This window comes from Geodermatophilus sp. URMC 63 (assembly GCF_053502565.1).
In genome coordinates, this window is the sequence record NZ_CP199956.1 from 3,620,923 (window position 1) to 3,644,299 (window position 23,377).

The window sequence follows — 23,377 nt, forward strand, 5'->3', positions numbered from 1 at the left end:
GAGAACACGATGACGGACAAGAAGATCATCCTCGGCATGGCGATGAACGACGGGTACGGCGCGCTGGGCCCCGCCTGGCGCGCGCCCGGCGTCGGCGTCGACAACTACGTCGACATCGCGGCCAACATCCGATACGCCCAGGCGGCCGAACGCGGCAAGTTCACCTTCCTCTTCATCCCCGACTTCCCGGCCGTGCGAGCCGACGTCGGGCGGACCCCGATCCGCAACATCATCGAACCGATGACGTCCCTGACAGCGATCTCGCAGGCGACATCCCGCATCGGTCTCGTCGCCACGGGGTCGACCACCTTCCAGGAACCCTTCAACCACGCCCGTCAGTTCAAGGCGCTGGACGTCATGAGCCACGGCCGTGCCGGGTGGAACGCCGTCACGACCAGTGACCCCGCTGTGGCCGCCAACTACGGCCGCGCGGTCGCCTCCCGCGCCGAGCGGTACGGACGGGCCCACGAATCCGTCCAGATCGTGCAAGCACTCTGGGGGAGTTGGGCGGCGGACGCCTGGATCAAGGACAAGGAGTCCGGGCAGTTCGTCGACCCCGCCGGGCTGCAGCCGGTGAACTTGCAGGGCCGGTACGTCGCCTCACGCGGCCCCCTGGCCATCCCACCCTCGGAACAGGGGCAGCCCGTCATCTTCAGTTCCGGTGGCCCCAGCCCGCACCTGCTCGCCCTCGCAGGCCGCTACGCCAGCGGCTTCATCGCCGAGGTGTGGACCATCGAGCAGGGCCGGGCGCAGCGCGAGATGGTGCGGCGTGCCGCACAGGACGCCGGCCGCGACCCCGATGACGTCAAGTATTTCGCAGGGCTGATGACGACGGTCGCTCCCAGCGTGCGCGAGGGACTGGATCGCAGGATGGCGATCGCCGGGGAGTCGTTCCCCGCACAGCTCCCGCACCTCTCGGCCATGCTCGGCGTCGCTCTCAGCCACGACCAGCTGGACCGGCCGCTGTCACCGGCCCAGCTCGCCGAGGCCCACGCCTCGCCCATGGACCCCCGCTCGGAGTCCGCGCTGGAGGTGGCGCGGCAGGGCTGGACGGTCCGCGAGATCCTGGCGCACGGCGTCATCGACTACCACCCCGTCACCGTGGGACCTCCTGAGGTCCACGCGGACCACCTGCAGCGATGGTTCGAGGCCGGGGCAGCCGATGGGTTCTGGCTCAGTCCGGACGTGTTCGAGGACGGCGTCGACGCCTTCGTCGACCAGGTCGTGCCCCTGCTGCAGCAGCGTGGCATCTACCCGATGGACTACCCGGGCCGGACCCTGCGCCAGAACCTGGGCGTGCCCGAGCAGTACGGCCTCGACCCGCGCATCGCCCACGCAGCGGACGCCTAGGTCGGCCCCGGACCTCGTCGATCCCCCGGGACCCCGACAAGCAGAGAGTGAGATGGGCATGCACAGCGCGCACCTGGCCCTGGCCTTGGTCATGGGGAACAACATCGGCAGCCATTACGGGGCCTGGCGCATGCCGCACGCGGACGTCGGCTCCTTCACCGACATCGGTGCGGCGGTCCGACAGGCTCGGACTGCGGAAAGGGGGGGACTGCAGTTCGTCTTCCTGCCGGACCGTCTCTTCCTGCACGGAGATCTGGCCTCCGCACCCCCCGTTTTCGGCATGGACCCGGTCGTGACGCTGTCGGCGCTGGCTCACGCGACCGAGAGGATCGGACTCGTCGGGACCGTGTCCACGTCCTTCACCGAGCCGTACGTGCTGGCCCGCCAGCTCAAGGCCCTGGACGTCTTCAGCCACGGCAGGGCCGGGTGGAACGCCGTACCGAGCTACGAGCCCGACGCCTTCGCCAACTTCGGTCGGCCGTTGCCTCCCCGGGAGCAGAAGTACGAACGCCTCCACGAGGTCCTGCACATCGTCCAGGCACTCTGGGGGAGTTGGGGGCAGGGCGCGGGCCGACCGGACAAGTCCGGCGCCTTCGCCGACCCTGCGCACGTCCGCCCGATCGACCTCCAGGGCCGGCACGTCGCGGCGCGGGGTCCGCTCCCGGTCCCGCCCTCGGAACAGGGCCAGCCCGTGGTCGTCGTGCCGGCCAGCAGCGGGTACGGCCTGCAGGCTGCGGGCATGTATGCCGACGTCGTGATCGGGATGCCGATGACGATCGAGGAGGGGCGAGCCCAACGAGACGTGGTCCGGCGCGCGGCCGAGGCATCGGGGCGCGACCTCGACGAGGTCCGGTTCTTCGCGTTCACCGGCTTCTCGCTCGGGGACAGCACGCGCGAGGCGCTGGACCGCCGTCGTGCTCTCGATGACCGGGCCGATCCGCAGCAGGCGCTGGCCCGGCTGGGCGCGCTGCTGGGCCTGCGTCACGGATTCGCCCGGCCCGACGAGGCTCCGAGCCCGTCGGAACTCGCCTCGGCCAGGGCCCACCCCGGGTACGTGCGTTCGAGGCAGGCGCTCGAACTGGCGCGCGCAGGCTGGTCGCCGCGCGACATCCTCGCCCATGGGGTGCTCGAGCCCCACCCCTCCGTGACGGGCACCGCGGAACAAGCCGCCGACCACCTGCAGGAGTGGTTCGAAGCCGGCGCCGTCGACGGTTTCATGCTCAGCGTGGACGACTTCCACGACGGGATCGACGACGTCGTCGACCGGGTCGTCCCGATCCTGAGAGAGCGCGGTCTCTTCCCTGACGGCTACGTGGGGACCACCCTGCGCGACCACCTTGGGCTGCCCCCGCGGTACGGACTCGACCCACGCGTCACGGGCAACGGCGCCTGAGCCAGGCCACCCGGTGGGGCACGCCTCTGCTCGGGCACTCGGATGTCCGGGCGTTCGAGGGTCCGATGTCAGTTGCAGGACAGCCGGTGGTGGGTGTCGGCGACGTCGACGCCGGCCGCGGAGACCTCGGGGAGCTGCTGGCCGTCGCCGGGGGTGGGGTCGGGAAGGTCGACGACGTCGAGGACCTCGGGCCCGCCGAAGCGGGTGATCTGCACAGCACGCATGCGGCCGAGGCTCGAGCTCCAGTTCGGCGACCGTCCCGGCGCTCCTCCGTCGCGTGGCTGAGGCACCGCGAGAGCCCGGTGACGCGCCGTGGACACGGAGCGCCGCTGACCTGTGACCGAGCCGTGACGACCACGTGACGCTCCCTCAGCAGACTCGGCGGGAGCGGCTCCGCGGCGGCCACGGCACCGGAGAGCGTGAGCGGCGGACCCATCCGTCGGTGCCCGCGCCGTCGACGGTGGGCGCGATCACCGTCGCGGCGGCTCCCCAGCGGGAGGTCTTCCGCATCGGTGAGGGGCGGCTGGCAGGCACCGATGCCCAGGCGGGCATCCTCATCGCGGCTGCCGTGGCCGTGGTCACGTTCACCGGCGGTCTGGTCGAGAGCGGTGACGTCGACGTCATCGGGCTCGTCGCCACCGGGGTGCTGGCCGTCGTCGTGACCGTCCTTGCGCTCCATGCCACCGGCCGCGGCGTCGTGCCGCGCGGTCAGCGCTGCCAGTGCTGCCAGTGCGTCGCCCCCTCGACGCCATGACACCGATGGTCTGGCCGAGCGCCCCGGCCGGATCGTCCAGGACACGCCGACCGGGACCTCAGGTCATCGGGTGGTCTGCGCCTCGCGACGTGGGAGCGTCCAGTCGGGGCGCACGTAGTGGCAGGTGTAGCCGAAGGGGATCTTCTGCAGGTAGTCCTGGTGCTCCTCCTCGGCCTCCCAGAACGCGCCGGCCGGCGTCACCTCGGTGACGACCTTGCCCGGCCACAGGCCCGAGGCGTCGACGTCGGCGATCGTGTCGAGCGCGACGAGCCGCTGCTCCTCGCTGGTGTAGAAGACCGCCGAGCGGTAGCTCCGGCCCACGTCGTTGCCCTGCCGGTCCCTCGTCGACGGGTCGTGGATCTGGAAGAAGAACTCCAGCAGCTCCCGGTACGAGATCTTCTCGGGGTCGAAGACGATCTCGACCGCCTCGGCGTGGTCACCGTGGTCCCGGTACGTGGCGTTGGGTGTGTCGCCGCCGGAGTACCCGACTCGGCTGGAGAGCACCCCCGGGCGCTTGCGCAGCAGCTCCTGGGCGCCCCAGAAGCAGCCGCCGGCGAGGATCGCGGTCTCAGTGGTCACGTGTGCCTCCCTGTCAGTCCAGCACACGGATGAACACCGCGACCGGGGTGGATGCTTCCTCTCGTTGCGCAGGGGGACGACGTGAGCGAGCTGCGCTGGGAGTACGGCTGCGTCATCCTGCTCGGCGGCTCCGGGGTGCCCGCGACTCGAGAGCCGCACCAGGTCAGGTGCCGGGCGCCCGGTGTCGGCGGAGTCGACGCCGGCCGCGGAGACCTCGTGGAGCTGCTGGCCGTCGGCGGGGACGGGGTCGGGCAGGTCGACGACGTCGAGGACCTCGGGACCGCCGGAGCGGGTGATCTGCACGGCTGGCGTGCGCCTGAGGCGGGGGCTCCACCGGTGTACAGCGGCTCCAGAGACAGACGGCGGACGGCGCACGGGGCAGTCCTGTGCGGGCAGGCCCCCACGACCAGGTGCTGGTCGCCTCGGGACGCTCGTCACCGCCTCGAGCCGGCGGTCTCCTCGAGCGGGGGAGGGCCGGCCCCGCCGGCGGGGTACTCCAGCATCGGCACGGCGTCCCGCGCCCACGCCTGCAACACGGGATCGACGATCCGCCAGGCCTGTTCGGCCTCCTCGCCGCTCACCGAGAGTCGGCCACCGCCGGACAGGAGGTCGGTCAGGACCTCGCCGTATGCGGTGCGCTCGCCCGGGGCTGCCACCTGCACACCGGGCTGCCGGCCCTCCTCCGGCGCGTCCAGCTCGATCCACAACCGGTCGGCCGCCACCCGATCGGCGTCACCCGGGTCGCACGCCGGCGCGGCGGTGCGGAAGTGGAGGGCGACTCCCTTGCGGGCCGTTCCGAGCGCCTTCCCGGTGCGCAGCACGAACCGGGTGCCGGTCCACCGAGGGGTGTCCAGCTCCAGGAGCACCTCGGCGTGGGTCTCGGTGCCGCGAGCGGGGTCGACGCCGTCCTCCTCGGTGTACCCGGGCACGGTCCGACCGTGGGTGGCGCCTGCCCCGCTCAGCGTCCCGGCGGTGTAACGCGCCCGTCGAGTCCGGACGGGGACCTCCGCGGCGGAGAGCACGCGGACCGACCGCAGCAGCTCCAGCTTGGCCGCGTGCAGGTCGCCCTCGGTCTGCCGAGCCGGCAGCTCCATCGCGACGAGGGTCAGGACCTGGAGCACGTGGTTCTGCATCACGTCCCTGACGGCACCGGTCCGGTCGTAGAAGTCCGCTCGGCCCTCGAGCCCCAGCGTCTCCTCCCACAGCACGTCGACCTGCGCGATGGAGGCACTGTCCCAGGCGGGTGCCAGCGAGCGGCCGGGCGCGCGCAGGTCCAGCAGCGCCTGCACCCTGGGCATCCCGAGGAAGTGGTCGACGCGGAACGCAGCCTCCTCGATGCCGCCGGTCACGCGGGTGAGCAGGTCGTTCAGTGCCACCGCGCTCGCCAGATCGGTACCGAACGGCTTCTCCACCGCGATGCGGCTGCCGGCCGGCAGGTCCGCGTCGCCGAGCGCTCCCAGCATCGCGGGGAACAGCGCCGGGGGCAGGGCCAGGTAGACGGCCACCGCCGCGCGGTCAGCGGCATCGCCGTCGCCGTCGTCGAAGGCCCGCGCCGCGGCGGCGACGGTGCCGGCCGCTCCGAGGTCGACCGCCCGGTACCGCAGGCGACCGACCAGCGCGTCCCGTACCGCGGTCGGTACGTCCCCGGCGTGCTCGCGCAACCGGGTGGCCACGTGCGATCGGAAGGTCCGGTCGTCCCAGTCCTGCACGGCGCCACCCACGACCTGCAGGCCGTCGGGCATCCGGCCGTCGGCCGACAGCCGGGCGAGCGCGGGCAGCAGGAACCGCCCGGCGAGGTCGCCCGTGGCACCGAGCAGGAGCAACCGGTCGATCACCGGTGCTCCCGGAGGACGATGACGGCCAGGGGGCGGCTGCCTCCGGGCCACGGGTCCGGTCGCGGGGGCGGCGGGGCTGTGATCATGGCAGGACCATCCTCCCCGACCCCCGCGACCGGCGCGTCGTGGACCGCCCGTCAGTGGCTGCCCCGTGTGGTCGCGACCGTCCTCGGCTGGGGAACCTGCCTGCAGACCGGGAGCGGTCGCGGTCGCGGTCGATCGTCCGGGCCTCGGCAGCCTGCACAGGACCACCCTCGGAGAGGAACAGCATCTCCACCTGGCTCATCACCGGCTGCTCGAGCGGGCTCGGTCGAGCCCTGGCCGAATCGGTCATCGGGGCCGGCCACCACTCCGTGGTCACCGCGCGCGACGAGGCCACGGTCGCCGACCTCGTGGAGCTGGCTCCGGATCGCGTGCTGGGCGCGGCGTCGGACGTCACCGACCCGGCGCGCGCGGCAGCCGTCTCCCCCCAGGCCGAGGACCGCTTCGGCGCCGTCGACGTCCTGGTCAACAGCGCCGGATACGGGTACCGCGCCGCGGTCGAAGAGGCTGAGGACGCCGACGTCCGTGCGTTGTTCGAGACCCACTTCTTCGGGTCGGTGACCATGATCAAGGCGGTGTTGCCCGGGATGCGCGCGCGCCGCGCGGACGCGATCGTCAACGTCTCCTCGATCGGGGCCCACATCACACCGCCGGGATCGGGCTGCTACGCGGCGGCGAAGGCGGCACTCGAGGGGATGTCCGGCTCCCTGCGCGACGAGCTGCGACCACTGGGCATCTCGGTGACGGTCGTCGAGCCCGGCGGGTTCCGCACGGACTTCTCCGGTCGCTCGCTGACCCGGTCCCGGACCGTGATCGACGACCATGCCGAGACGGCGGGCAGGCGACGCAAGGAACAGAACACGACGCACGGAACGCAGCCGGGCGACCCGGCGCGGGCCGGCCGGGCCATCCTCACCGCCGTGGAGTCCGCCGATCCGCCGGCGATGCTGCTGCTGGGCAGTGACGCCCTCACCAGCTACCGGCGGGTGCTCGGCACGGCCCTCGCCGAGGCCGACGAGTGGGAGGAGCTGAGCGTCAGCACCGACTTCCAGGACTGATCGGCAGCGCGGGGCGGGTGACCGTCGGTCGGCGGCCCCCGCCGGTCGGCCGGTCGCACCGGCGGTCCGGCTCCCGGGGGCCGCGGTCGGCCCTCGTGGCAGTGGTCCGCAACAGCTCCGCCCCGTCGTCGAGGAGGAGCCGCGTCGTACCGGTCATCGCCCACCTGCAGCGCGCGCCGTCGGCGTCGAGTGGTCGAGCGCCGGGCCGCCTGCTCCCTCCGCCTACCTCCCCCTCGGTACGGGTAGGCGGTCTGCGTGTCCGACTTCGAGATCACCGCCCTGGTCCTGGCCGAGCACGAGGTCTTCCGGCGGGAGTTCTCAGCGCTCGAGGACCTGTCCGGTCACGAGCTCGCCGCCGCGTGGGAGGCCCTGCACGCCGAGCTGGAGGTGCACGCCGTCGCCGAGGAGCAGCTGTTCTACCCGCTGCTCGCCCAGGAGGCGGGGGAGGAGCAGGAGACGGCGGAGGGCGTGCACGACCACAACGAGATCCGGCACGCCGCGGCCGCCGTCGAGGAGCACGAGGTCGGCAGCGAGGACTGGTGGGAGGCGGTGCGCACCGTGCGGCAGATCAACGCCGACCACATGAGCGAGGAGGAGACGGACTTCTTCCCGCCGTTCAAGGAGGCCGTCGACGACGAGCAGCGCGAGGCCCTCGGGATGCGCTGGTTGGCGTTCCACGACGAGCACGAGCAGGCTGACGGGCTCTCCGGTGGGGACGCGGAGGTGGCCGAGGTGGTCGCGACCGAGGTCCCGGAGGGCGACCCGTCCCTGTGAGCACGCCGGACCGCGCTGCGCCTCTGACGCGTGCCGTTGCGGGTCGGCGAGACACGGGACCGCGGAGGGGTGCGGCTGTCAGGTCAGTCGCTCGACAGCCGCTGGTGGGTGTCGGCGGAGTCCACGCCGGCCGCGGAGACCTCGGGGAGCTGCCGGCCGTTGCCGGGGACGGGGTCGGGCAGGTCGACGACGTCGAGCACCTCGGGGCCGCCGACGCGGGTGATCTGCACGGCTCGCACGGGCCGAGGCTGTGGCGTGGTCGCCGGGCGCGCGGGGCCGTGGAGCAGAGGTGAGCCGACCCGCCGGGAGCTCCCCGTGGTCGTCCGGGTCGCCGATCGGTCGCCCTGAGGGGCCGCCGGGCTCGCGGCAACCGGCATGGTCCACGCCGTCCCGGTCGGCTCCGCGGCCTCCGGGCTGCCCCCGGGCCCGTGCCGGACGGCCGCTGCGCGTGTCGCCCGGCGGAGGCGGGTAGGAGGCCAGGCCAGTGGCGGCAGGACGGGTCCTGCCGCCGGACGACAGCGACCCGGTCCTCGGACCGTTCGAGGAGATCGCGTGTCCCGTTCCGGGACCGGTACGGCCGCGGCGGCGGCGTCGTGAACCTGCCGCCGCGCGCACCGTCCGAGGTCGAGGTCGTGGCGCACCGCGGGGTCTCGGCGGAGGCCCCCGAGCACACCCTCGCTGCCTACCAGCAGGCACTGGCCCTCAGGGCGGACGCCGTGGAGTGCGACGTCCGGATGACCCGCGACGGCGTGCTGGTGTGCGTGCACGACCGCCGCATCAACCGGACGTCCACGGGCCGCGGTGTCGTGTCGGCGCTGGACCTCGCCGAGTTGGAGCGGCACCGCGTCGTCCACCGGCGACCCCGGGGTGCCGGGATCCGGGGCCGCCCGTCGCGTCCCGCGGCGACGGAGGACGACGTGGAGGCCGACGAGGACGCCGGACGGGTGCTCACCCTGGACCGGTTGCTGGACTACGTGACGGCCTCGCCCGGGCGCGTCCGGTTGGCGATCGAGACCAAGCACCCGACCCGCCACGCCGGGCAGGTCGAGGCGGCCCTGCTGACGAGTCTGCGGAGGTTCGGGCTGCTGTCCGGCGGGCGTCCGCTCGAGTGGTCGGGAGGTCCGGCGGTCCGCGTCATGAGCTTCTCGCCCACGGCGCTGCGTCGGGTACGGACCCTGGCGCCGGGCCTCCCCACCGTGCACCTGGTCCGCCAGATGGTGCCGCGGTCACGGTCGCGGTCGCGACCTGTTCTCCCCGCCGGCACCGCCATCGGTCCGTCCCTGGCGATGCTGCGCCACGACCCGGGCCTCGTCCGACGACTGCACCGAGCCGGACTGCAGGTCCACGTGTGGGTCGTCAACCACCCGCGCGACATGCAGGTCGCGGTGTCGCTGGGGGTCGACGCGATCATCACGGACGAGGCCGCCGCGCTGATGCACCTCCTGGGACGGGGTGGACCGCGGCCCCTGATCCGCACGGGCTGACCGTCACCGGGGACGTGCGCCGTCCTCGGGGGCGGGCGGCTCGGGCCAGCCGGCCACGGAGCCGATCCAGGCCAGCGCGAGCCAGGCACCGGCGAGCGTTCCGGTGCCGGTGCCGTCGCTGACCTCGAGCCGCCACGGCGCACCGGCCTGCCGCGGCCGCCGGGAGCCGGTGCCTGGCACGGCGCGGACCACCTGCCACGACCCGACCGGCAGCGCCCGGGGCGGGCGTCCGGGCGCGACCGCCCGGACGCCCTTCCGTGAGGCCGCCACCGGCTCACCCGGGGCGGCGGGCGGCCAGTGCAGCCGGACGACGCCGAGGTCGAGGTAGGCCGCCGGGTCCGCGGGCACCGTCCAGGTGGGGCGGCGGGCACCACCGGCGGCGTCCGCGCCCAGGGTGACCACGGCGGAGACGGCGTGCAGCACGGCGCCGAGCACCCGCCCCGCGCGGGCCTCGGGCGGGGCGTCCTGCACGTGCCACCCCACCAGCCCGCGCAGCTCCGCCTCGCTCACCCGGCCAGCCTGCCGCGGTCCCGCCCGCGGCACCGGGTGAGCGCGGCGCCGGCCGCGCTCAGGGGACCGGCAGCGCGACGAGCCGGGCGGCCAGCTCGGCGTTGCGCCGGAGGAACGGCCCCCACCCGGCCGGCGCCCGCGTCCCCGACGAGGTGCGGCTGCAGGCCTCCTGGTCCCAGTCGCGCACCCGGCCGCCCCGGATGCGCAGCCGCACCAGCACCTCGCCCGTCCAGCCGGTGACGTCGCCGTCGGCCTGGCCTCCGGTCGTGGTGACCCGCTGCGGCGCCACCACCCACTCGAGCGCCTCGATCTCCTCCTGCAGGCGCGCGGCCGCCTCGTAGGCCTGCGCCTCGGCCGCGGCGTCGCGCCGGGCGGCCAGCGCCGTCAGCGCGGCGGCGACCGCGCCCGGCTCGCGGTCGAGCACCGCGGTCAGCTCGGCGGCGAGCTGCGGGACCGGGGTGTCCGGGCCACCCCGCGCCCGCGCCAGCTCGCGCTCGGCCGCACTCCGCTGCACGCCGGCGTGGCCGAGCGGGTACACGCGGCCCAGCCCGGAGACGGCCGCGCGCACCCTGCGGCTGCCGAGGTAGGGGCCGAACAGGCGCACGTCCGGTGTCGGCCGGGCGTCGGAGACGACGTCGAGGCGCGGTGCGTCCGGCGAGCTGTCCAGCCGGATCCGGACAGGGACCTCCAGGCCGCCGGCGATCCGGTTCCACGGCGGCAAGGACCGCTCCAGCAGGTTCCGCTCGGCCCATGCTGCCTCGTGCACGGAGTCGCACTCGAGCGCCTCGATCCGGGCCACCCGGCCCACCATCCGCCGCAGGTGGCGGCGGTCGCGCAGGTCGCCCCAGTAGGAGCCGACGCGCGAGCGCAGGTGCGTCGCCCGGCCGACGTAGAGCACGCGCCCGCCGCCGTCCCGGAAGCGGTAGACGCCCGGGGCGGCCGGCAGCGCGGCCACGGCGTCCGGTCGTGCCGGCACGCGCCCATGGTGTGCACGCGCCCGCCCCGCGTGACGGCGCCACGCCCCTGAGGACGCACCCGGACGCACGGGTGCCCCGGCCCGCGCGGACGCGGACCGGGGCACCCGGAGGGGAGCGTCTACCGCAGGTCGAAGCGGTCGAGCTCCATGACCTTGACCCAGGCGGCGGTGAAGTCGCGCACGAACTGCTCCTTCGCGTCGTCGGCCGAGTAGACCTCGACGATGCCGCGCAGGATGGAGTTCGAGTTGAACACCAGGTCCACCGCGGTCGCGGTGCGCACGACGGCGCTCTGGGCGTCGAGGCCTTCGTAGACGCCCTCGGTGTCGGCCGAGCTGCGCCAGGAGATGCCCAGGTCCAGCAGGTTGCAGAAGAAGTCCTGGGACAGCACGCCGGGCCGGTCGGTGAACACCCCGTGGCTCACGCCGCCGGTGGTGGCGCCGAGCACCCGCAGGCCGCCGACCAGCACCGTCATCTCCCGGGCGGTCAGCTCGAGCAGGTAGGCGCGGTCGACCAGCAGCGTCTCGGGTGCCAGTTTGCTGCCCGGGGCGAGCCAGTTGCGGAAGCCGTCGGCGCGCGGCTCGAGCCAGCGGAAGTTGTCGACGTCGGTCTGTTCCTGCGTGGCGTCGGTGCGGCCGGGGGAGAACGGCACGGTGACCGGCACGCCGGCGTCGGCGGCGGCCTTCTCCACCGCCGCGGAGCCGCCGAGCACGATCAGGTCGGCGAGGCTGATCCTCCGGCCGGTCTGCGACTGGAACTCCTCCCTGACCCGCTCCAGCACCGGCAGCACCTCGGCGACGCCGGCGTTGGCCGCCCAGCCGATCTGCGGCTGCAGCCGCAGCCGGGCGCCGTTGGCGCCGCCGCGCTTGTCGGTGCCGCGGTAGGAGGCGGCCGCCGACCAGGCGGTGTGCACCAGCTGGGAGACGCTCAGCCCGGAGGCGAGCAGGCGGCCCTTGAGGTCGGCGATCTCCGTCTGGCCGACCAGCTCGTGGTCGACGGCGGGGACCGGGTCCTGCCAGATGAGCTCCTCGGCGGGGACGTCGGGGCCGAGGTAGCGGCTCCTGGGGCCCATGTCGCGGTGCAGCAGCTTGAACCAGGCGCGGGCGTACTGGTCGGCGAAGTACTCCGGGTCGCGGTGGAAGCGCTGGGAGATCGCCCGGAACCCGGGGTCGGCGATCAGCGCGAGGTCGGTCGTGGCCATCATCGGCGGGTTCTTCTTGCCCTCGACGTGCGCGTCGGGCACCAGCTCCTGCGCCTCGGGGTTGCTCGGCCGCCACTGCTTGGCGCCGGCCGGGCTCTCGCTGAGCTCCCAGTCGTAGCTGAACAGCATCTCGAAGTAGGTGTTGTCCCAGGTCGTCGGGGTCGGCGTCCAGGCGCCCTCCAGGCCGCTGGTGATGGTGTCGGGGCCTTTGCCGGTGCCGTGCTGGCTGATCCAGCCCAGGCCGTTGCCGTGCACCGGGCAGCCCTCGGGCTCCGGGCCGACCAGCTCGGGGTCGCCGGCGCCGTGGGTCTTGCCGAAGGTGTGCCCGCCGGCGATCAGCGCGACGGTCTCCTCATCGGTCATCCCCATCCGGCTGAAGGTGACCCGGATGTCGTGGGCGGAGGCGACCGGGTCCGGCCGGCCCTGCGGGCCTTCGGGGTTGACGTAGATCAGGCCCATGGTGACCGCGGCCAGGTGGCCCTCCTCCAGGTCGAGCGGGTCCTCACCGGCGTAGCGCTCGTCGCCGAGCCAGGTGTCCTCCGGGCCCCAGAAGATCTCCGGGGGCTGCCAGGTGTCCTCCCGGCCGAAGGCGAACCCGAAGGTCTGCAGGCCCATGTCGTCGTGCGCCACGTTGCCGGCCAGCAGCAGCAGGTCGGCCCAGGACAGCCGGCGGCCGTACTTCTGCTTGATCGGCAGCAGCAGGCGGCGGGCCTTGTCCAGGTTGGCGTTGTCCGGCCAGCTGTTGAGCGGGGCGAAGCGCTGCGCGCCGGTGGCGCCGCTGCCGCGGCCGTCGGCGATGCGGTAGGTGCCGGCCGCGTGCCAGGACATGCGGATGAACAGCGGGCCGTAGTGCCCCCAGTCGGCCGGCCACCAGTCCTGCGAGGTGCGCATCACCGAGACCAGGTCACGCTTGACCGCCTCCACGTCGAGCGAGGCGACCGCCTTGCGGTAGTCGAAGTCGGCGCCCAGCGGGTCGGAGTCTCGCGAGGGCTTGTCCAGCACCGACAGGTCGACCTGGTTGGGCCACCAGTCCCGGTTGCTGTGCGGCCGCCGGTCGGTGTGCACGGTCGGCGAGGGGATCGCCGGGTTCTCACTCTCGCTCGTGCTGTGGCTCTGGGCCTTACCGGCCTCGCTCTTGTCGATGTCGCTCACGGGATGCCTCTCTGTGTTGGGGAACCGTCGGGGTCGGGGGAGGGGTCGGTGGCCGTCGCGCACGCGCGGCACCGGCCCCAGTAGATGACCTCGGCCTCGTCGACGAGGAAGTCCCCGTCGCCGGGAGGAGTGAGGCAGGGCGCCTGTGCCGTGGCGCAGTCGACGTCGCTGATCAGGCCGCAGGACCGGCAGACCAGGTGGTGGTGGTTGTCGCCGACCCGGGCCTCGTAGCGTGCGAGGGAGCCCTGCGGCTGGATCCGCCGTACCAGGCCCCGGTCGGTGAGGGCGCGCAGGACGTCGTACACCGCCTGGTGCGAGACCGCGCCCAGGCGTGCGCGGGCGGCGGCGATCAGCACCTCGGTGTCCACGTGCGGGTGTGCGTGGACGGCGTCGAGCACCGCCATCCGCGGGCCGGTGACCCGCAGGCCCGCCCCGCGCAGGGCGCGCTCGAGGTCTGCGCTGTCCGGCACGGCGCCATCGTCACGGTCTCCCTTGACTCGGTCAAGATCAGAGGTGTGGCGGACGGGGAGCCACGCCAGTGATCCGCACCGTTCAGACGGAGGAGCCGTGGAACGGCCGGCCCCGTTTGCGGAGGCGACCCCTGACGGGCGTCGACCTCAGCGTGCCGAGTAGACGAGCCGGCCACCGACCCAGGTCGAGCGGACCGGGATGTCGACGACCTCGCCGGGTGGCACCTGGAACGGGTCGCGGCCGAGCTCGACGAAGTCCGCGAGCATGCCCGGGGCCAGGGTGCCCTTTCCGCGCTCCTCGCCCGCGGCGTAGGCGGCCCCGGTCGTGTACAGGCCGAACGCCTCCCGCACGGAGATCCGCTGGCTCGGCCCGATGGGGGTCCCGTCCAGCGCGCGCCGCTCGGCGCAGCTGGTGATCGCGGCCAGCGGCTCGTACGGCCCGCACGGGTAGTCGCTGGACCCGGCGACGGGGATGCCGGCGTCGAGCAGCGTCCGGTGGGCGAACATGCGCTCGAGCCGCTCCCGCCCGTAGTAGCCGACGAGCTTGTCGCCGTGGAACCGGGCGTAGGAGCCGAACGGGACGACGACGAGCCCGAGCGCGCGGATCCGGCCGACGATGTCGGCGTCGACCAGCGAGCAGTGCTCGATGCGGTGCCGCCGGGGCGGCGCCCCGAGCGCCCGGGCCCGCTCGTGGGCGTCGAGCAGCTTGCGGATGGCGCGGTCGCCGTTGGCGTGCACGGCCAGGACGACGCCGTCGCCGGTCACCCGCTCGACCAGGTCGCGGAGGTCGGCGTCGTCCATGGTCTGCATGCCGTGGTCGTCGGTGCCCTCGAACGGCTCGTCGACCAGGCAGTTCCCGCCGGCGCAGGCGCCGTCGACGAACGCCTTGACCCCGAGCAGGCGCAGCCGCTCGTCCCCGAAGCCGCTGTGCAGGCCCAGCGCGGCGATGCGGTCGTAGTGCGGGAAGGCCACCAGCACCGCCACGCGCAGCGTCAGCTGCCCGCTGCGAGCGGCCTCGGCCAGCAGGGCGACGTCGTCGGGCCCGCACAGCGCGTCGACCATCGAGGTGATCCCGGCGGCGTGGAACAGCTGCTGGGCACGGGCGAGCCCGCGCAGCCGGGCGGCTTGCGTCGAGGGAGGGACGACCGTCCCGCCCCGTGCCAGCGACGGGTAGGAGACGTCGAACAGCGCCTGCTCGTACACGACGCCGGTGAGCTCCCCGGAGCCGCTGCGGCCCAGCGCGCCGCCCGGCGGGTCGGCGCTGGCGTCGGTGAGCCCGGCGGCCGCGAGCCCCGCGGAGTTCAGCACCCCCCAGTGCGCGGCCACGTGGGTCAGCAGCACCGGGGAGCCGGGGACGGCGCGGTCGAGGAACGCGCGGTCCACGACCCGGCCGCCGGTGGTCTTGGTGTGGTCGTAGCGCGAGCCGACGACCCACTGCCCCTCGCCGACGGCGGCGGCCTCCTCGCGCAGCAGCCGGACGAGCACGTCCTCGTCGGTGGCGACCTCCGGGGAGCAGTTGACGTGCAGCAGGTTCTCGGCGGTCATGCTCGGGTGGGCGTGCGCGTCGTTGAAGCCCGGGACGAGGACGCCGCCGACCTCGACCGTGCGGCCGGGGCGGAACCTCTCGCGCAGCTCACGGGCGTCGCCGACGGCCGCCACCCGGTCGTCGAGCAGCACCACCGCCTCCACCGGCGGACCGGCGAGCGTGTGGACCCGCCGGGCGACGACGAGCGTCCAGGTGCCCGGGCCGGCGGCGCTGCGGAGGGAGTCGACGGGGGTCGCCTGCATGCCGGATCTCCCTGCGCGTCGTGGTCGCCCCGGACAGTGGGCATCGGGCAGTCGGGGACGAGGGAAGTCCTACTACAGCCGGTGGGTGCCCGCGGGGTGCGCGGTCCCTGTCCTTCCCGCCCCGCCGGGCGGAGGATGGGGCGGTCGCCACGGGGCGGCCGACGCCCGCCCCACCCGAGCAGAGGGAGTCCCGGCGCGCCGACGCCCCAGGAGCCCACGGTGTTCCACCTCCGAGACCAGCAGATCAGCCGCGAGCACGTGGTCCGGCTGCTGCCCCTCATGCGACTCAGCCCAGCGCAGGAGCGCCGGCTGCTGGCCCTCCACTACCCGGTCGGCTACGCCACGGTCGCCGCCGCGTTCGAGTCCGTCGGCGTCGACCTGGACACCCTCGTCGACCGGATGGGCGGGAGCCCCTGACCCCTGCGCCCTGGTTGTGACCCAGCTCACGGTCGCGTTACGGTCGTCGGAGCTCCGACCTGGTCGGGCAGGGGCCCGACGTCCGGCACCGCCGACGCAGAGGAACGCCCGTGAGCACCGCAGAACGGCTCAGCCCCGAGTACCGCGCCGCCGCCCTGCGCCGGCTCGAGCAGGAGGAGCTCGACGTCCTGGTCATCGGCGGCGGGGTCGTCGGCGCCGGCGCCGCGCTGGACGCGGCCACCCGCGGACTGCGGACCGGCCTGGTGGAGGCGCGGGACTACGCCGCGGGCACCTCCAGCCGGTCGAGCAAGCTCTTCCACGGCGGGCTGCGCTACCTCGAGCAGTTCGACTTCGGCCTGGTCTTCGAGGCGCTGCGGGAGCGCAGCCTGGTGCTCGGCACGCTGTGCCCCCACCTGGCCCGGCCGGTGCCGTTCATCTACCCGCTGCAGCGGCGCATCGACCGGCCCTACGTCGGCCTGGGGATCGGCGTCTACGACGTCATGGGCGCCGGCCGCGGGGTGCCCGCGCACCACCGGCACCTCGGCCGCCGGAAGACCGCGGAGTCCTTCCCGTCGGGGAAGCGCTCGGCCATCCGGGGCGCCGTCCGGTTCTACGAGGGCCAGGTCGACGACGCCCGGCACACGATGATGCTGGCCCGCACGGCGGCGACCTACGGGGCGCTGTGCGTGACCAGCACCCGGGTCACGGAGTTCCTCCGGGAGTCCGACCGGATCGCCGGGGTCCGGGTGCGCGACCTGGAGGGCGGCGGCGAGTACACCGTCCGGGCGCAGCAGGTGGTCAACGCCGCCGGGATCTGGACCGACGAGATCCAGGAGATGGTCGGCGGCCGCGGCCAGTTCCAGGTCCGCGCCTCCAAGGGGGTGCACCTCGTCGTCCCCCGGAACCGGATCAACAGCGCCACCGGGATCATCACGCGCACCGAGAAGAGCCTGCTGTTCGTCATCCCGTGGGGCAGCCACTGGATCATCGGGACGACCGACACCGACTGGGACCTCGACCTCGCCCACCCGGCCGCCAGCCGGACCGACATCGACTACCTGCTCGAGCACGCCAACTCGCTGCTGCAGGACCCGCTCACCCGCGAGGACGTCGTCGGCGTCTACGCCGGGCTGCGGCCGCTGCTGTCCGGGGAGTCGGAGTCGACCAGCAAGCTGTCGCGCGAGCACGCCGTCGCCAGCCCCGTCCGCGGGCTCACCGTCATCGCCGGCGGCAAGTACACGACCTACCGCGTGATGGCGAAGGACGCCGTCGACTCCGCCGTCCACGGCCTGGAGCGCACCGTCGCGCCCTCGATCACCGACCGCACCCCGCTGGTGGGCGCCGACGGCTACCAGGCCGCGCACAACGCCCGCCGGCTCACCGCCGAGCGCACCGGCCTGCCGGTGTCGGCGGTCGAGCACCTGCTCGGGCGGTACGGCACGCTCTGCGGCGAGCTGTTCGACCTGGTCGCGGAGCACCCCGAGCTGGCCGAGCCGCTGCGCAGTGCGCCCGAGTACCTGAGGGTCGAGGCCCACTACGCGGCCAGCCACGAGGGCGCGCTGCACCTGGACGACGTCCTGACCCGGCGCACCCGCATCTCCATCGAGGTCCCCGACCGCGGGGAGGCCGCCGCCCGCGAGGTCGCCGACATCGTCGCGCCGCTGCTGGGCTGGGACGCCGAGCACGCCGACCGGGAGGTCGAGCACTACCGGCTGCGGGTCCAGGCGGAGCGGGAGTCGCAGGAGCAGCTCGACGACCGGACCGCGGACGCCGCGCGGCTGGGGGCCCCGGACGTGCGGATGGGTGCGACCAGCATGGCCTGACGCCGGAGGGGGAGGCCCGGGCGGGCGGTCGCCGCCCGGGCGGCACACTGGGAGCCCGGCCGCGGCACGCGGCGACGACCGAGGAGGCCCCCATCCCCGCGGAGCGGATCCTGGACGCGGCGACACGGGTCGCCGACCTGCTCGTGGACGTGCAGACCCGGGTCAACCGGCAGATCGACGACACGCTGGCCGACCTGCTGCCCGGCGTCCGCGAGCAGCTGGGCGTCCCCGCCGACGACGTCGACGTGTCCGGCCTGGTGAACACCCGGATCACCGGCCTGAGCGTCGTCGTCACCCCGGCGGCGGTGGCGACCGTCGTCCCGCTGCCGGCCGCCTCCGTCGCCACCACGGCCGCCGCCCGCCGGGCCGTGGCCGACATCGTGGGCCGGCGGGACGACCGGCTGGCCGTCATCGCCGGCCCCTGCTCGATCCACGACCCCGAGGCCGCGGTGGAGTACGCGGGCTTCCTCGCCCGGATGCGGGAGCGGTACGGCGACGACCTCGAGGTCCTCATGCGGACCTACACCGAGAAGCCGCGGACCGAGGTCGACTGGAAGGGCTTCGCCTACGACCCGTTCCTCGACGGGTCGAGCCGCATCAGCGTCGGGTTGGTCGCCACCCGCGTGCTGATGTGCCGCATCACGGCCATGGGCGTCCCGGTCGCGGCCGAGCCCCTGAACGCGCTGACGCCGCAGTACGTCAACGGGCTGGTCACCTACAACGGGGTCGGCGCGCGCAACGTCACCGACCAGACCGCCCGCGAGCGGGTGTCGGGCTTCTCCTCCGTCGTCGGGTTCAAGAACTCGCCCGAGGGCAGCGTCGACGCCGCGGTCTCCGCCGTGCTGACCGCGCGCGCCCCGCACGAGTTCCTCGGCGTCGACGCCCACGGGGTGTCCGCGCAGCTGTCGACGACCGGCAACGACACCGCGCACGTCATCCTGCGCGGCGCCGCCGACGGCCCCAACTACTCCGCGGCGCACGTCGCCGACACCCGGCGGCGGTTGGCCGCGCGCGGCCTGCCCGAGGTGCTCGTCGTCGACGCCTCGCACGGCAACAGCCGCAAGGACCACCGGCGCCAGGTCGACGTCGTGCGGGACCTGGCCGGGCAGGTCGCCGGAGGCGAGCAGGCGATCCGCGGCGTCATGGTGGAGAGCAACCTCGTCGCCGGCCGGCAGGACCTCGACCAGCGGCACCCCGAGCGGCTGGCGTACGGGGTGAGCGTCACCGACGCGTGCGTCGACCCCGCGACGACCGAGGTCGTGCTGGCCGAGCTCGCCGAGGCCGTCCGGGCACGACGCGGCGGCTCCCGCGCGGCCGCAGGAGGATGACGCGACGGCCGGCGGCGCGTCCGCCGTCGGCGAGGGCACCGGGAAGCGTCGGCGAGGGCACCGGGAAGCGTCGGTGAGGGCACCGGGAAGCGGAGGCGGGCATGTGGGCACAACGGCTGGTGGCTCCCCGGCGGCTGGAGCCGGTGGAGGTCCCGGCGCCGCGGGAGGCCGCGCTGGGGCCGGGTGAGGTCCTGGTCGCGGTCGCCGCCGGCGGCATCTGCGGCAGCGACCTGCCGTTCTTCCGCGGCGGGATCTCCCCGGACGTGGGCCTGGACGCCAGTGAGTTCGGCACCCCGGGGTTCCCGATGCACGAGGTCGCCGGCTCGGTGGTCGCCTCCCGGCACCCCGACCTGCAGGTGGGCGACGACGTCGTCGGCTGGGCCCCGCGCTTCGACGGCCTGGCCGAGCTCGTCGTCTGCGACGGGGAGGGGCTGCACGCCCACGACCGCCGGTTCCCGGCGCGCACCGCGGTGATGATCCAGCCGCTGGCGTGCGTCCTGTACGCCATGGAGCAGGTGCGCCCGGTCGCCGGCCGCACGGTGGCCGTCATCGGGCAGGGGCCCATCGGGCTGCTCTTCGGGCACGTCGCGAAGGCGGCCGGCGCCGCGCGCGTCGTCGGCGTCGACGCGGTCGACCGGTCCGACCTCGCCGCCACCTTCGGCGTCGACGAACCGGTCTGGGCCGCGAGCGACCTGTGGGCGGCGTCGCTGCCCGCCGGGGACCGTCCGGACCTGGTCGTCGAGGCGGTCGGGCACCAGACGGCGACGCTGACCCACGCGGTGGAGGCCGCCGCGTTCGGCGGCGAGGTCTTCTACTTCGGCGTCCCCGACGAACTGGTGTACCCGCTGCCGATGCGGCTGATGCTGCGCAAGAACCTCACGCTGCGGGCCGGGGTCACGCTCGAGCGGCGACGGGTGCTGGCCCTGGCCGAGCGGTACCTGCGCGAGCACCCCGAGCTGGCCGAGCGCTACGTCAGCCACGTGTTCGGCGTGGACGACGCCCAGTCGGCCTTCGAGCACGCGGTCCGTCCCGCCCCCGGGCAGGTCAAGATGGTCGTCGCGGCGACCTGAGGGTCCCGGCGGCCTCAGCGGGTCGTCGCCGGCCGGTGGTCGCGGCGCAGCAGGTGCTTGCGCAGCTTGCCGGTCGGCGTGCGCGGCAGCTGCTCGACGAAGTCCACCGACGCCGGGCACTTGTAGTGCGCCAGCCGCTCGCGGGTGTAGCCGATCAGCTCGGCCGCCAGGTCGTCGGACGGCGCGACGCCGTCGGCGGGCTGGACGACGGCCTGGACCGCCTCGCCCATCTCCTCGTCGGGCACCCCGATCACCGCCACGTCCGCGACGGCCGGGTGCAGGACCAGCACGTCCTCGACCTCGCGCGGGTAGACGTTCACCCCGCCCGAGATGATCATGAACGACTGGCGGTCGGTGAGGAACAGGAAGCGGTCCTCGTCGAGGTAGCCCATGTCGCCGACCGTCGTCCAGGTCGGGTGGTCGGGGTGCTGGGCCGCCGCGGTCGCCGCCGGGTCGCCGTGGTAGCTGAAGGGCAGCTCCTCGCGCTCGAAGTAGACGACGCCGACCTCGCCGGGGCCGAGATCCGCGCCGTCCTCGCCCACGATGTGCACGGTCCCCATGACGCCGTCGTGCCCGACCGACCCGGGCTTGCCCAGCCACTGGGCGCTGTCGATGAAGGTGCCGCCGCTGGACTCGGTGCTCGCGTAGTACTCGTAGAGGACCGGCCCCCACCACTCGATCATCGCCCGCTTGACCTCCACCGGGCACGGCGCCGCGGCGTGCACCGCGCAGCGCAGGCTGGAGACGTCGTAGCGGCGGCGGACCTCCTCCGGCAGCTTGAGCATGCGCACGAACATCGTCGGCACCCACTGGCTGTGCGTGACGCGGAACCGCTCGATGGCCGCGAGCGCGGCCTCGGCGTCGAAGGACTCCATCATCACGACCGTCCCGCCGAGGGCCTGGACCATCCCGACGAAGCGCAGCGGCGCGGCGTGGTAGATCGGCGCGGGGGAGAGGTAGACGGTGTCGGGGCCGAACCCGTACATGCCGCCGAAGACGGCGGTGAGCGTGTCACCCGGCTCGGTGACCTGCCGGTCGGGAAGCGCCGGCTTGATCCCCTTGGGCCGGCCGGTGGTGCCCGAGCTGTAGAGCAGGTCCCCGCCGCGGGGCTGGTCGGCCGGGGGCACGGGGTCGGCCGCGGCGAGGGCGGCCTCGTAGTCGCCGAACCCCTCGACGTCCCCGGCGTAGGCCAGGGCCGTGCGGATCCCCGGCACCCCGGCCAGCACGGCGCGGGCCAGGTCGCCCAGGGCGGCCGACGCGACCAGCACCGTCGCGCCGCAGTCGCCGACGATGTACGTCGCCTCGGCCGGTGTCAGGTGCCAGTTGACCGCGGTGACGTAGAGCCCGGCGCGCTGGCAGGCCCAGTAGACCTCGCTGGCCTGCGGCCGGTTGTCGGTCAGCAGCGCGACGACGTCCCCGCGCCGCAGCCCGAGCCCCCGCAGGTGGGCCGCCAGGCGGGTGGAGCGCTCCTCGAGCGCGGCGTAGGTCAGCGTCTCGCCCGTGCCGGCCATGACGACCGCGGGCTCGTCGGGCGTCGTCAGGGCGTGCGCGCCGGGGTAGGGCATCAGGGCCTCCGAGGGAGCGGGACCGGGACCACGTGGTCCCGAGGCTAGGGCCTCGGGCCGGGCGTCGGCTCGGCCCGTGGCCCTCCACCCGGAACGGGCCCGGCCGGTTCGGCTCAACCCGGGACCGCGACGACCGATCGTCCGGGTGTCCTGCCCGCCGTCGTCCGGAGATCCCGTTCCCGTGAACCCGCTCAACCGCCTGCGCACCGGCCCCCGCCTGTTCCTCGCCTTCCTGCTGGTGTTCGGCCTCTCCTCGGTGGCGACCGTGGTGGGCCTGGTCGGACTGAGCGCGCAGCACGCCGCGGCGGTCGAGGTCGACCACCTGGGCGTGCTGGTGCAGGAGATGGACCAGTCGGCCTACTACACCGCCAGCATCGGCGCGTGGGAGATGGGCGTCGGCACCGACGCCTTCACCCTCGGCCCGCAGCAGGCGGTCGCCGCGGACGCACCGAACTGGCAGGGGCTGCAGGGTGAGCTCGCCGCGGCCCGCGAGATGCTCGACTCGGTCCACACCGAGTACATGACCCCGGCCGAGCGCGAGGACTTCGCCGCGCTCGCCGACACGTGGGAGGACTTCCTGGCCACCGCCGACCAGGCCCGCGCCATCCTCACCTCCGGGGCCCCGGACGCCGCCAACCGGCTGGTCGCGTGGCTCAACGACGACCAGCAGGGCCAACTGGTGACCTACCTCGCCGTGACCGAGGCCTCGACGGCGATGGTCGACCAGGTGCAGGAGCGCGCGGCCCGGACGTCGGCCGACGCGGCGGAGGAGGCCACCGTCCACCGGACCGCCACGTTCATCACCCTGGGCCTCGCGCTCGTGGCCGCGCTCGTCCTCGCCCGCGCCGTCCAGGTGTCGGTGACCCGGCCCCTGCAGAAGTGCGTGGCGGCGCTGCGCGCGCTCGGCCGCAAGGACCTCTCGGCCCACCTGGACCTGCGCACCCGTGACGAGATGGGCGAGATGGCCGGCGCCCTCAACGACGCCGGCGCCGGGATGCGCGAGGCCGTCGCCGACATCGGCCGCAGCGTGGACACACTCAGTGGCGCGTCGACCGGGCTCTCCGACGTCGCCAGCCGGCTGTCCTCCTCGGCGGCCCAGGTCTCCGACCAGGCGCAGGGCTCGGCCGGGCTCGCCGCCGAGGTGAGCCGCAACGTGCAGACGACGGCCAGCGGCGCCGAGGAGATGGGCGCGAGCATCCGCGAGATCGCGGTCAACGCCCAGCAGGCCGCGCAGGTCGCCGCCGCCGCCGTGGAGACCGCCCGGGACACCAGCGCGACGGTGGCCAAGCTCGGCGAGTCCTCGGCCGAGATCGGCAACGTGCTCAAGGTGATCACCTCGATCGCCGAGCAGACCAACCTGCTGGCGCTCAACGCCACCATCGAGGCCGCCCGCGCCGGCGAGGCCGGCAAGGGCTTCGCGGTGGTCGCCAACGAGGTCAAGGAGCTGGCGCAGGAGACGGCCAAGGCCACCGAGGACATCGCCCGCCGGGTCGACGCCATCCAGGCCGACACCGGCCAGGCGACCCGGGCGATCGCCGACGTCTCCGACACGATCGACCGGATCAACGCCTTCCAGTCGGCCATCGCCACCGCCGTCGAGGAGCAGACCGCGACCACCCAGGAGATGAGCCGGAGCGTGGGCGAGGTCGCCAGCAGCGCCACCGCCATCTCCTCGACCGTGGGCGGCCTGGCCTCGGCGGCCGACGCCGCCCAGGAGGAGGCCGCGAGCACGCAGCGCGCCTCCGACGAGCTCGGCCGCCTCGCCGGGCAGCTGCGCGGGCTGGTGGCGCAGTTCTCGGTCTGACCCGCC

General features: G+C 74.3%; 21 protein-coding genes. 11 read left to right on the forward strand and 10 right to left on the reverse strand.

The genetic code is table 11. The annotated features are described in order from the left end of the window. The first annotated feature begins 9 nt into the window (after nt 1–9). Nucleotides 10–1,350 (forward strand): NtaA/DmoA family FMN-dependent monooxygenase, encoded by a 1,341-nt coding sequence (locus ACWIZO_RS17690; RefSeq protein WP_448638955.1) that lies wholly within the window; start codon nt 10–12, stop codon nt 1,348–1,350. Between the two features lie 52 nt (nt 1,351–1,402). Further along, nucleotides 1,403–2,743, forward strand: a complete 1,341-nt coding sequence (locus tag ACWIZO_RS17695) for an NtaA/DmoA family FMN-dependent monooxygenase (protein WP_448638956.1) — start codon at nt 1,403–1,405, stop codon at nt 2,741–2,743. Between the two features lie 68 nt (nt 2,744–2,811). Here the strand turns inward: ACWIZO_RS17695 and ACWIZO_RS17700 are convergent, their stop codons facing one another. Further along, on the reverse strand, nt 2,812–2,967 hold the full coding sequence (locus ACWIZO_RS17700) for a Zn-dependent oxidoreductase (protein WP_448638957.1): 156 nt from the start codon (nt 2,965–2,967) through the stop codon (nt 2,812–2,814). A gap of 218 nt (nt 2,968–3,185) precedes the next feature. On the opposite strand from ACWIZO_RS17700, the gene ACWIZO_RS17705 reads away from it, so the two are divergent. Next, nucleotides 3,186–3,497, forward strand: coding sequence for a hypothetical protein (locus ACWIZO_RS17705; protein ID WP_448638958.1), 312 nt, complete (start codon nt 3,186–3,188; stop codon nt 3,495–3,497). A 63-nt stretch (nt 3,498–3,560) separates the two neighbouring features. On the opposite strand, the gene msrA is transcribed toward ACWIZO_RS17705, so the two are convergent. Both msrA and ACWIZO_RS17715 read right to left on the reverse strand, forming a co-directional pair. Then, entirely contained in the window at nt 3,561–4,076 is a 516-nt protein-coding gene (msrA, locus tag ACWIZO_RS17710) for a peptide-methionine (S)-S-oxide reductase MsrA (protein WP_448638959.1), read from the reverse strand. Between the two features lie 434 nt (nt 4,077–4,510). After that, entirely contained in the window at nt 4,511–5,911 is a 1,401-nt protein-coding gene (locus ACWIZO_RS17715; RefSeq protein WP_448638960.1) for a glucose-6-phosphate dehydrogenase, read from the reverse strand. Nucleotides 5,912–6,180: 269 nt separating this feature from the next. Between ACWIZO_RS17715 and ACWIZO_RS17720 the strand changes: the two genes are divergently transcribed. Then, entirely contained in the window at nt 6,181–7,011 is an 831-nt protein-coding gene (locus tag ACWIZO_RS17720) for an oxidoreductase (protein ID WP_448642969.1), read from the forward strand. Nucleotides 7,012–7,266: 255 nt separating this feature from the next. Next, nucleotides 7,267–7,785, forward strand: coding sequence for a hemerythrin domain-containing protein (locus ACWIZO_RS17725; RefSeq protein WP_448638961.1), 519 nt, complete (start codon nt 7,267–7,269; stop codon nt 7,783–7,785). A gap of 83 nt (nt 7,786–7,868) precedes the next feature. On the opposite strand, the gene ACWIZO_RS17730 is transcribed toward ACWIZO_RS17725, so the two are convergent. Beyond that, nucleotides 7,869–8,024 (reverse strand): Zn-dependent oxidoreductase, encoded by a 156-nt coding sequence (locus tag ACWIZO_RS17730; protein ID WP_448638962.1) that lies wholly within the window; start codon nt 8,022–8,024, stop codon nt 7,869–7,871. A 354-nt stretch (nt 8,025–8,378) separates the two neighbouring features. On the opposite strand from ACWIZO_RS17730, the gene ACWIZO_RS17735 reads away from it, so the two are divergent. Continuing rightward, complete coding sequence (locus ACWIZO_RS17735; RefSeq protein ID WP_448638963.1) at nt 8,379–9,269, forward strand: glycerophosphodiester phosphodiesterase; 891 nt, start codon at nt 8,379–8,381, stop codon at nt 9,267–9,269. Nucleotides 9,270–9,272: 3 nt separating this feature from the next. Here ACWIZO_RS17735 and ACWIZO_RS17740 read toward each other — a convergent pair whose 3' ends face one another. The 5 genes from ACWIZO_RS17740 to ACWIZO_RS17760 all read right to left on the reverse strand — a co-directional run bounded on the left by ACWIZO_RS17740 (nt 9,273) and on the right by ACWIZO_RS17760 (nt 15,364). Beyond that, complete coding sequence (locus ACWIZO_RS17740) at nt 9,273–9,779, reverse strand: hypothetical protein (protein ID WP_448638964.1); 507 nt, start codon at nt 9,777–9,779, stop codon at nt 9,273–9,275. 58 nt (nt 9,780–9,837) lie between these two features. After that, entirely contained in the window at nt 9,838–10,755 is a 918-nt protein-coding gene (locus ACWIZO_RS17745) for a hypothetical protein (protein ID WP_448638965.1), read from the reverse strand. Between the two features lie 119 nt (nt 10,756–10,874). Further along, nucleotides 10,875–13,106, reverse strand: a complete 2,232-nt coding sequence (katG, locus tag ACWIZO_RS17750) for a catalase/peroxidase HPI (protein WP_448638966.1) — start codon at nt 13,104–13,106, stop codon at nt 10,875–10,877. Next, the gene (locus ACWIZO_RS17755; RefSeq protein ID WP_448638967.1) at nt 13,103–13,576 is read right to left on the reverse strand and encodes a Fur family transcriptional regulator; all 474 of its coding nucleotides are present in this window, start codon (nt 13,574–13,576) and stop codon (nt 13,103–13,105) included. The genes katG and ACWIZO_RS17755 overlap by 4 nt, the downstream gene beginning before the upstream one ends. Before the next feature lie 147 nt (nt 13,577–13,723). Beyond that, nucleotides 13,724–15,364, reverse strand: a complete 1,641-nt coding sequence (locus ACWIZO_RS17760) for an amidohydrolase (RefSeq protein WP_448638968.1) — start codon at nt 15,362–15,364, stop codon at nt 13,724–13,726. A 219-nt stretch (nt 15,365–15,583) separates the two neighbouring features. Here ACWIZO_RS17760 and ACWIZO_RS17765 point away from each other — a divergent pair, with 219 nt between their 5' ends. The 4 genes from ACWIZO_RS17765 to ACWIZO_RS17780 all read left to right on the forward strand — a co-directional run bounded on the left by ACWIZO_RS17765 (nt 15,584) and on the right by ACWIZO_RS17780 (nt 20,002). Further along, entirely contained in the window at nt 15,584–15,781 is a 198-nt protein-coding gene (locus tag ACWIZO_RS17765; RefSeq protein WP_446760100.1) for a hypothetical protein, read from the forward strand. Between the two features lie 110 nt (nt 15,782–15,891). Beyond that, the gene (locus ACWIZO_RS17770; protein ID WP_448638969.1) at nt 15,892–17,604 is read left to right on the forward strand and encodes a glycerol-3-phosphate dehydrogenase/oxidase; all 1,713 of its coding nucleotides are present in this window, start codon (nt 15,892–15,894) and stop codon (nt 17,602–17,604) included. Between the two features lie 143 nt (nt 17,605–17,747). Beyond that, nucleotides 17,748–18,932: a 3-deoxy-7-phosphoheptulonate synthase gene (locus tag ACWIZO_RS17775; RefSeq protein ID WP_448638970.1), complete on the forward strand. Its 1,185-nt coding sequence runs from the start codon at nt 17,748–17,750 to the stop codon at nt 18,930–18,932. A gap of 101 nt (nt 18,933–19,033) precedes the next feature. Further along, the gene (locus ACWIZO_RS17780; RefSeq protein WP_448638971.1) at nt 19,034–20,002 is read left to right on the forward strand and encodes a zinc-binding dehydrogenase; all 969 of its coding nucleotides are present in this window, start codon (nt 19,034–19,036) and stop codon (nt 20,000–20,002) included. 14 nt (nt 20,003–20,016) lie between these two features. Here the strand turns inward: ACWIZO_RS17780 and ACWIZO_RS17785 are convergent, their stop codons facing one another. Beyond that, nucleotides 20,017–21,567: an acyl-CoA synthetase gene (locus tag ACWIZO_RS17785; protein ID WP_448638972.1), complete on the reverse strand. Its 1,551-nt coding sequence runs from the start codon at nt 21,565–21,567 to the stop codon at nt 20,017–20,019. A gap of 181 nt (nt 21,568–21,748) precedes the next feature. Here ACWIZO_RS17785 and ACWIZO_RS17790 point away from each other — a divergent pair, with 181 nt between their 5' ends. Further along, nucleotides 21,749–23,371: a methyl-accepting chemotaxis protein gene (locus ACWIZO_RS17790; protein WP_448638973.1), complete on the forward strand. Its 1,623-nt coding sequence runs from the start codon at nt 21,749–21,751 to the stop codon at nt 23,369–23,371. Nucleotides 23,372–23,377 lie beyond the last annotated feature (6 nt).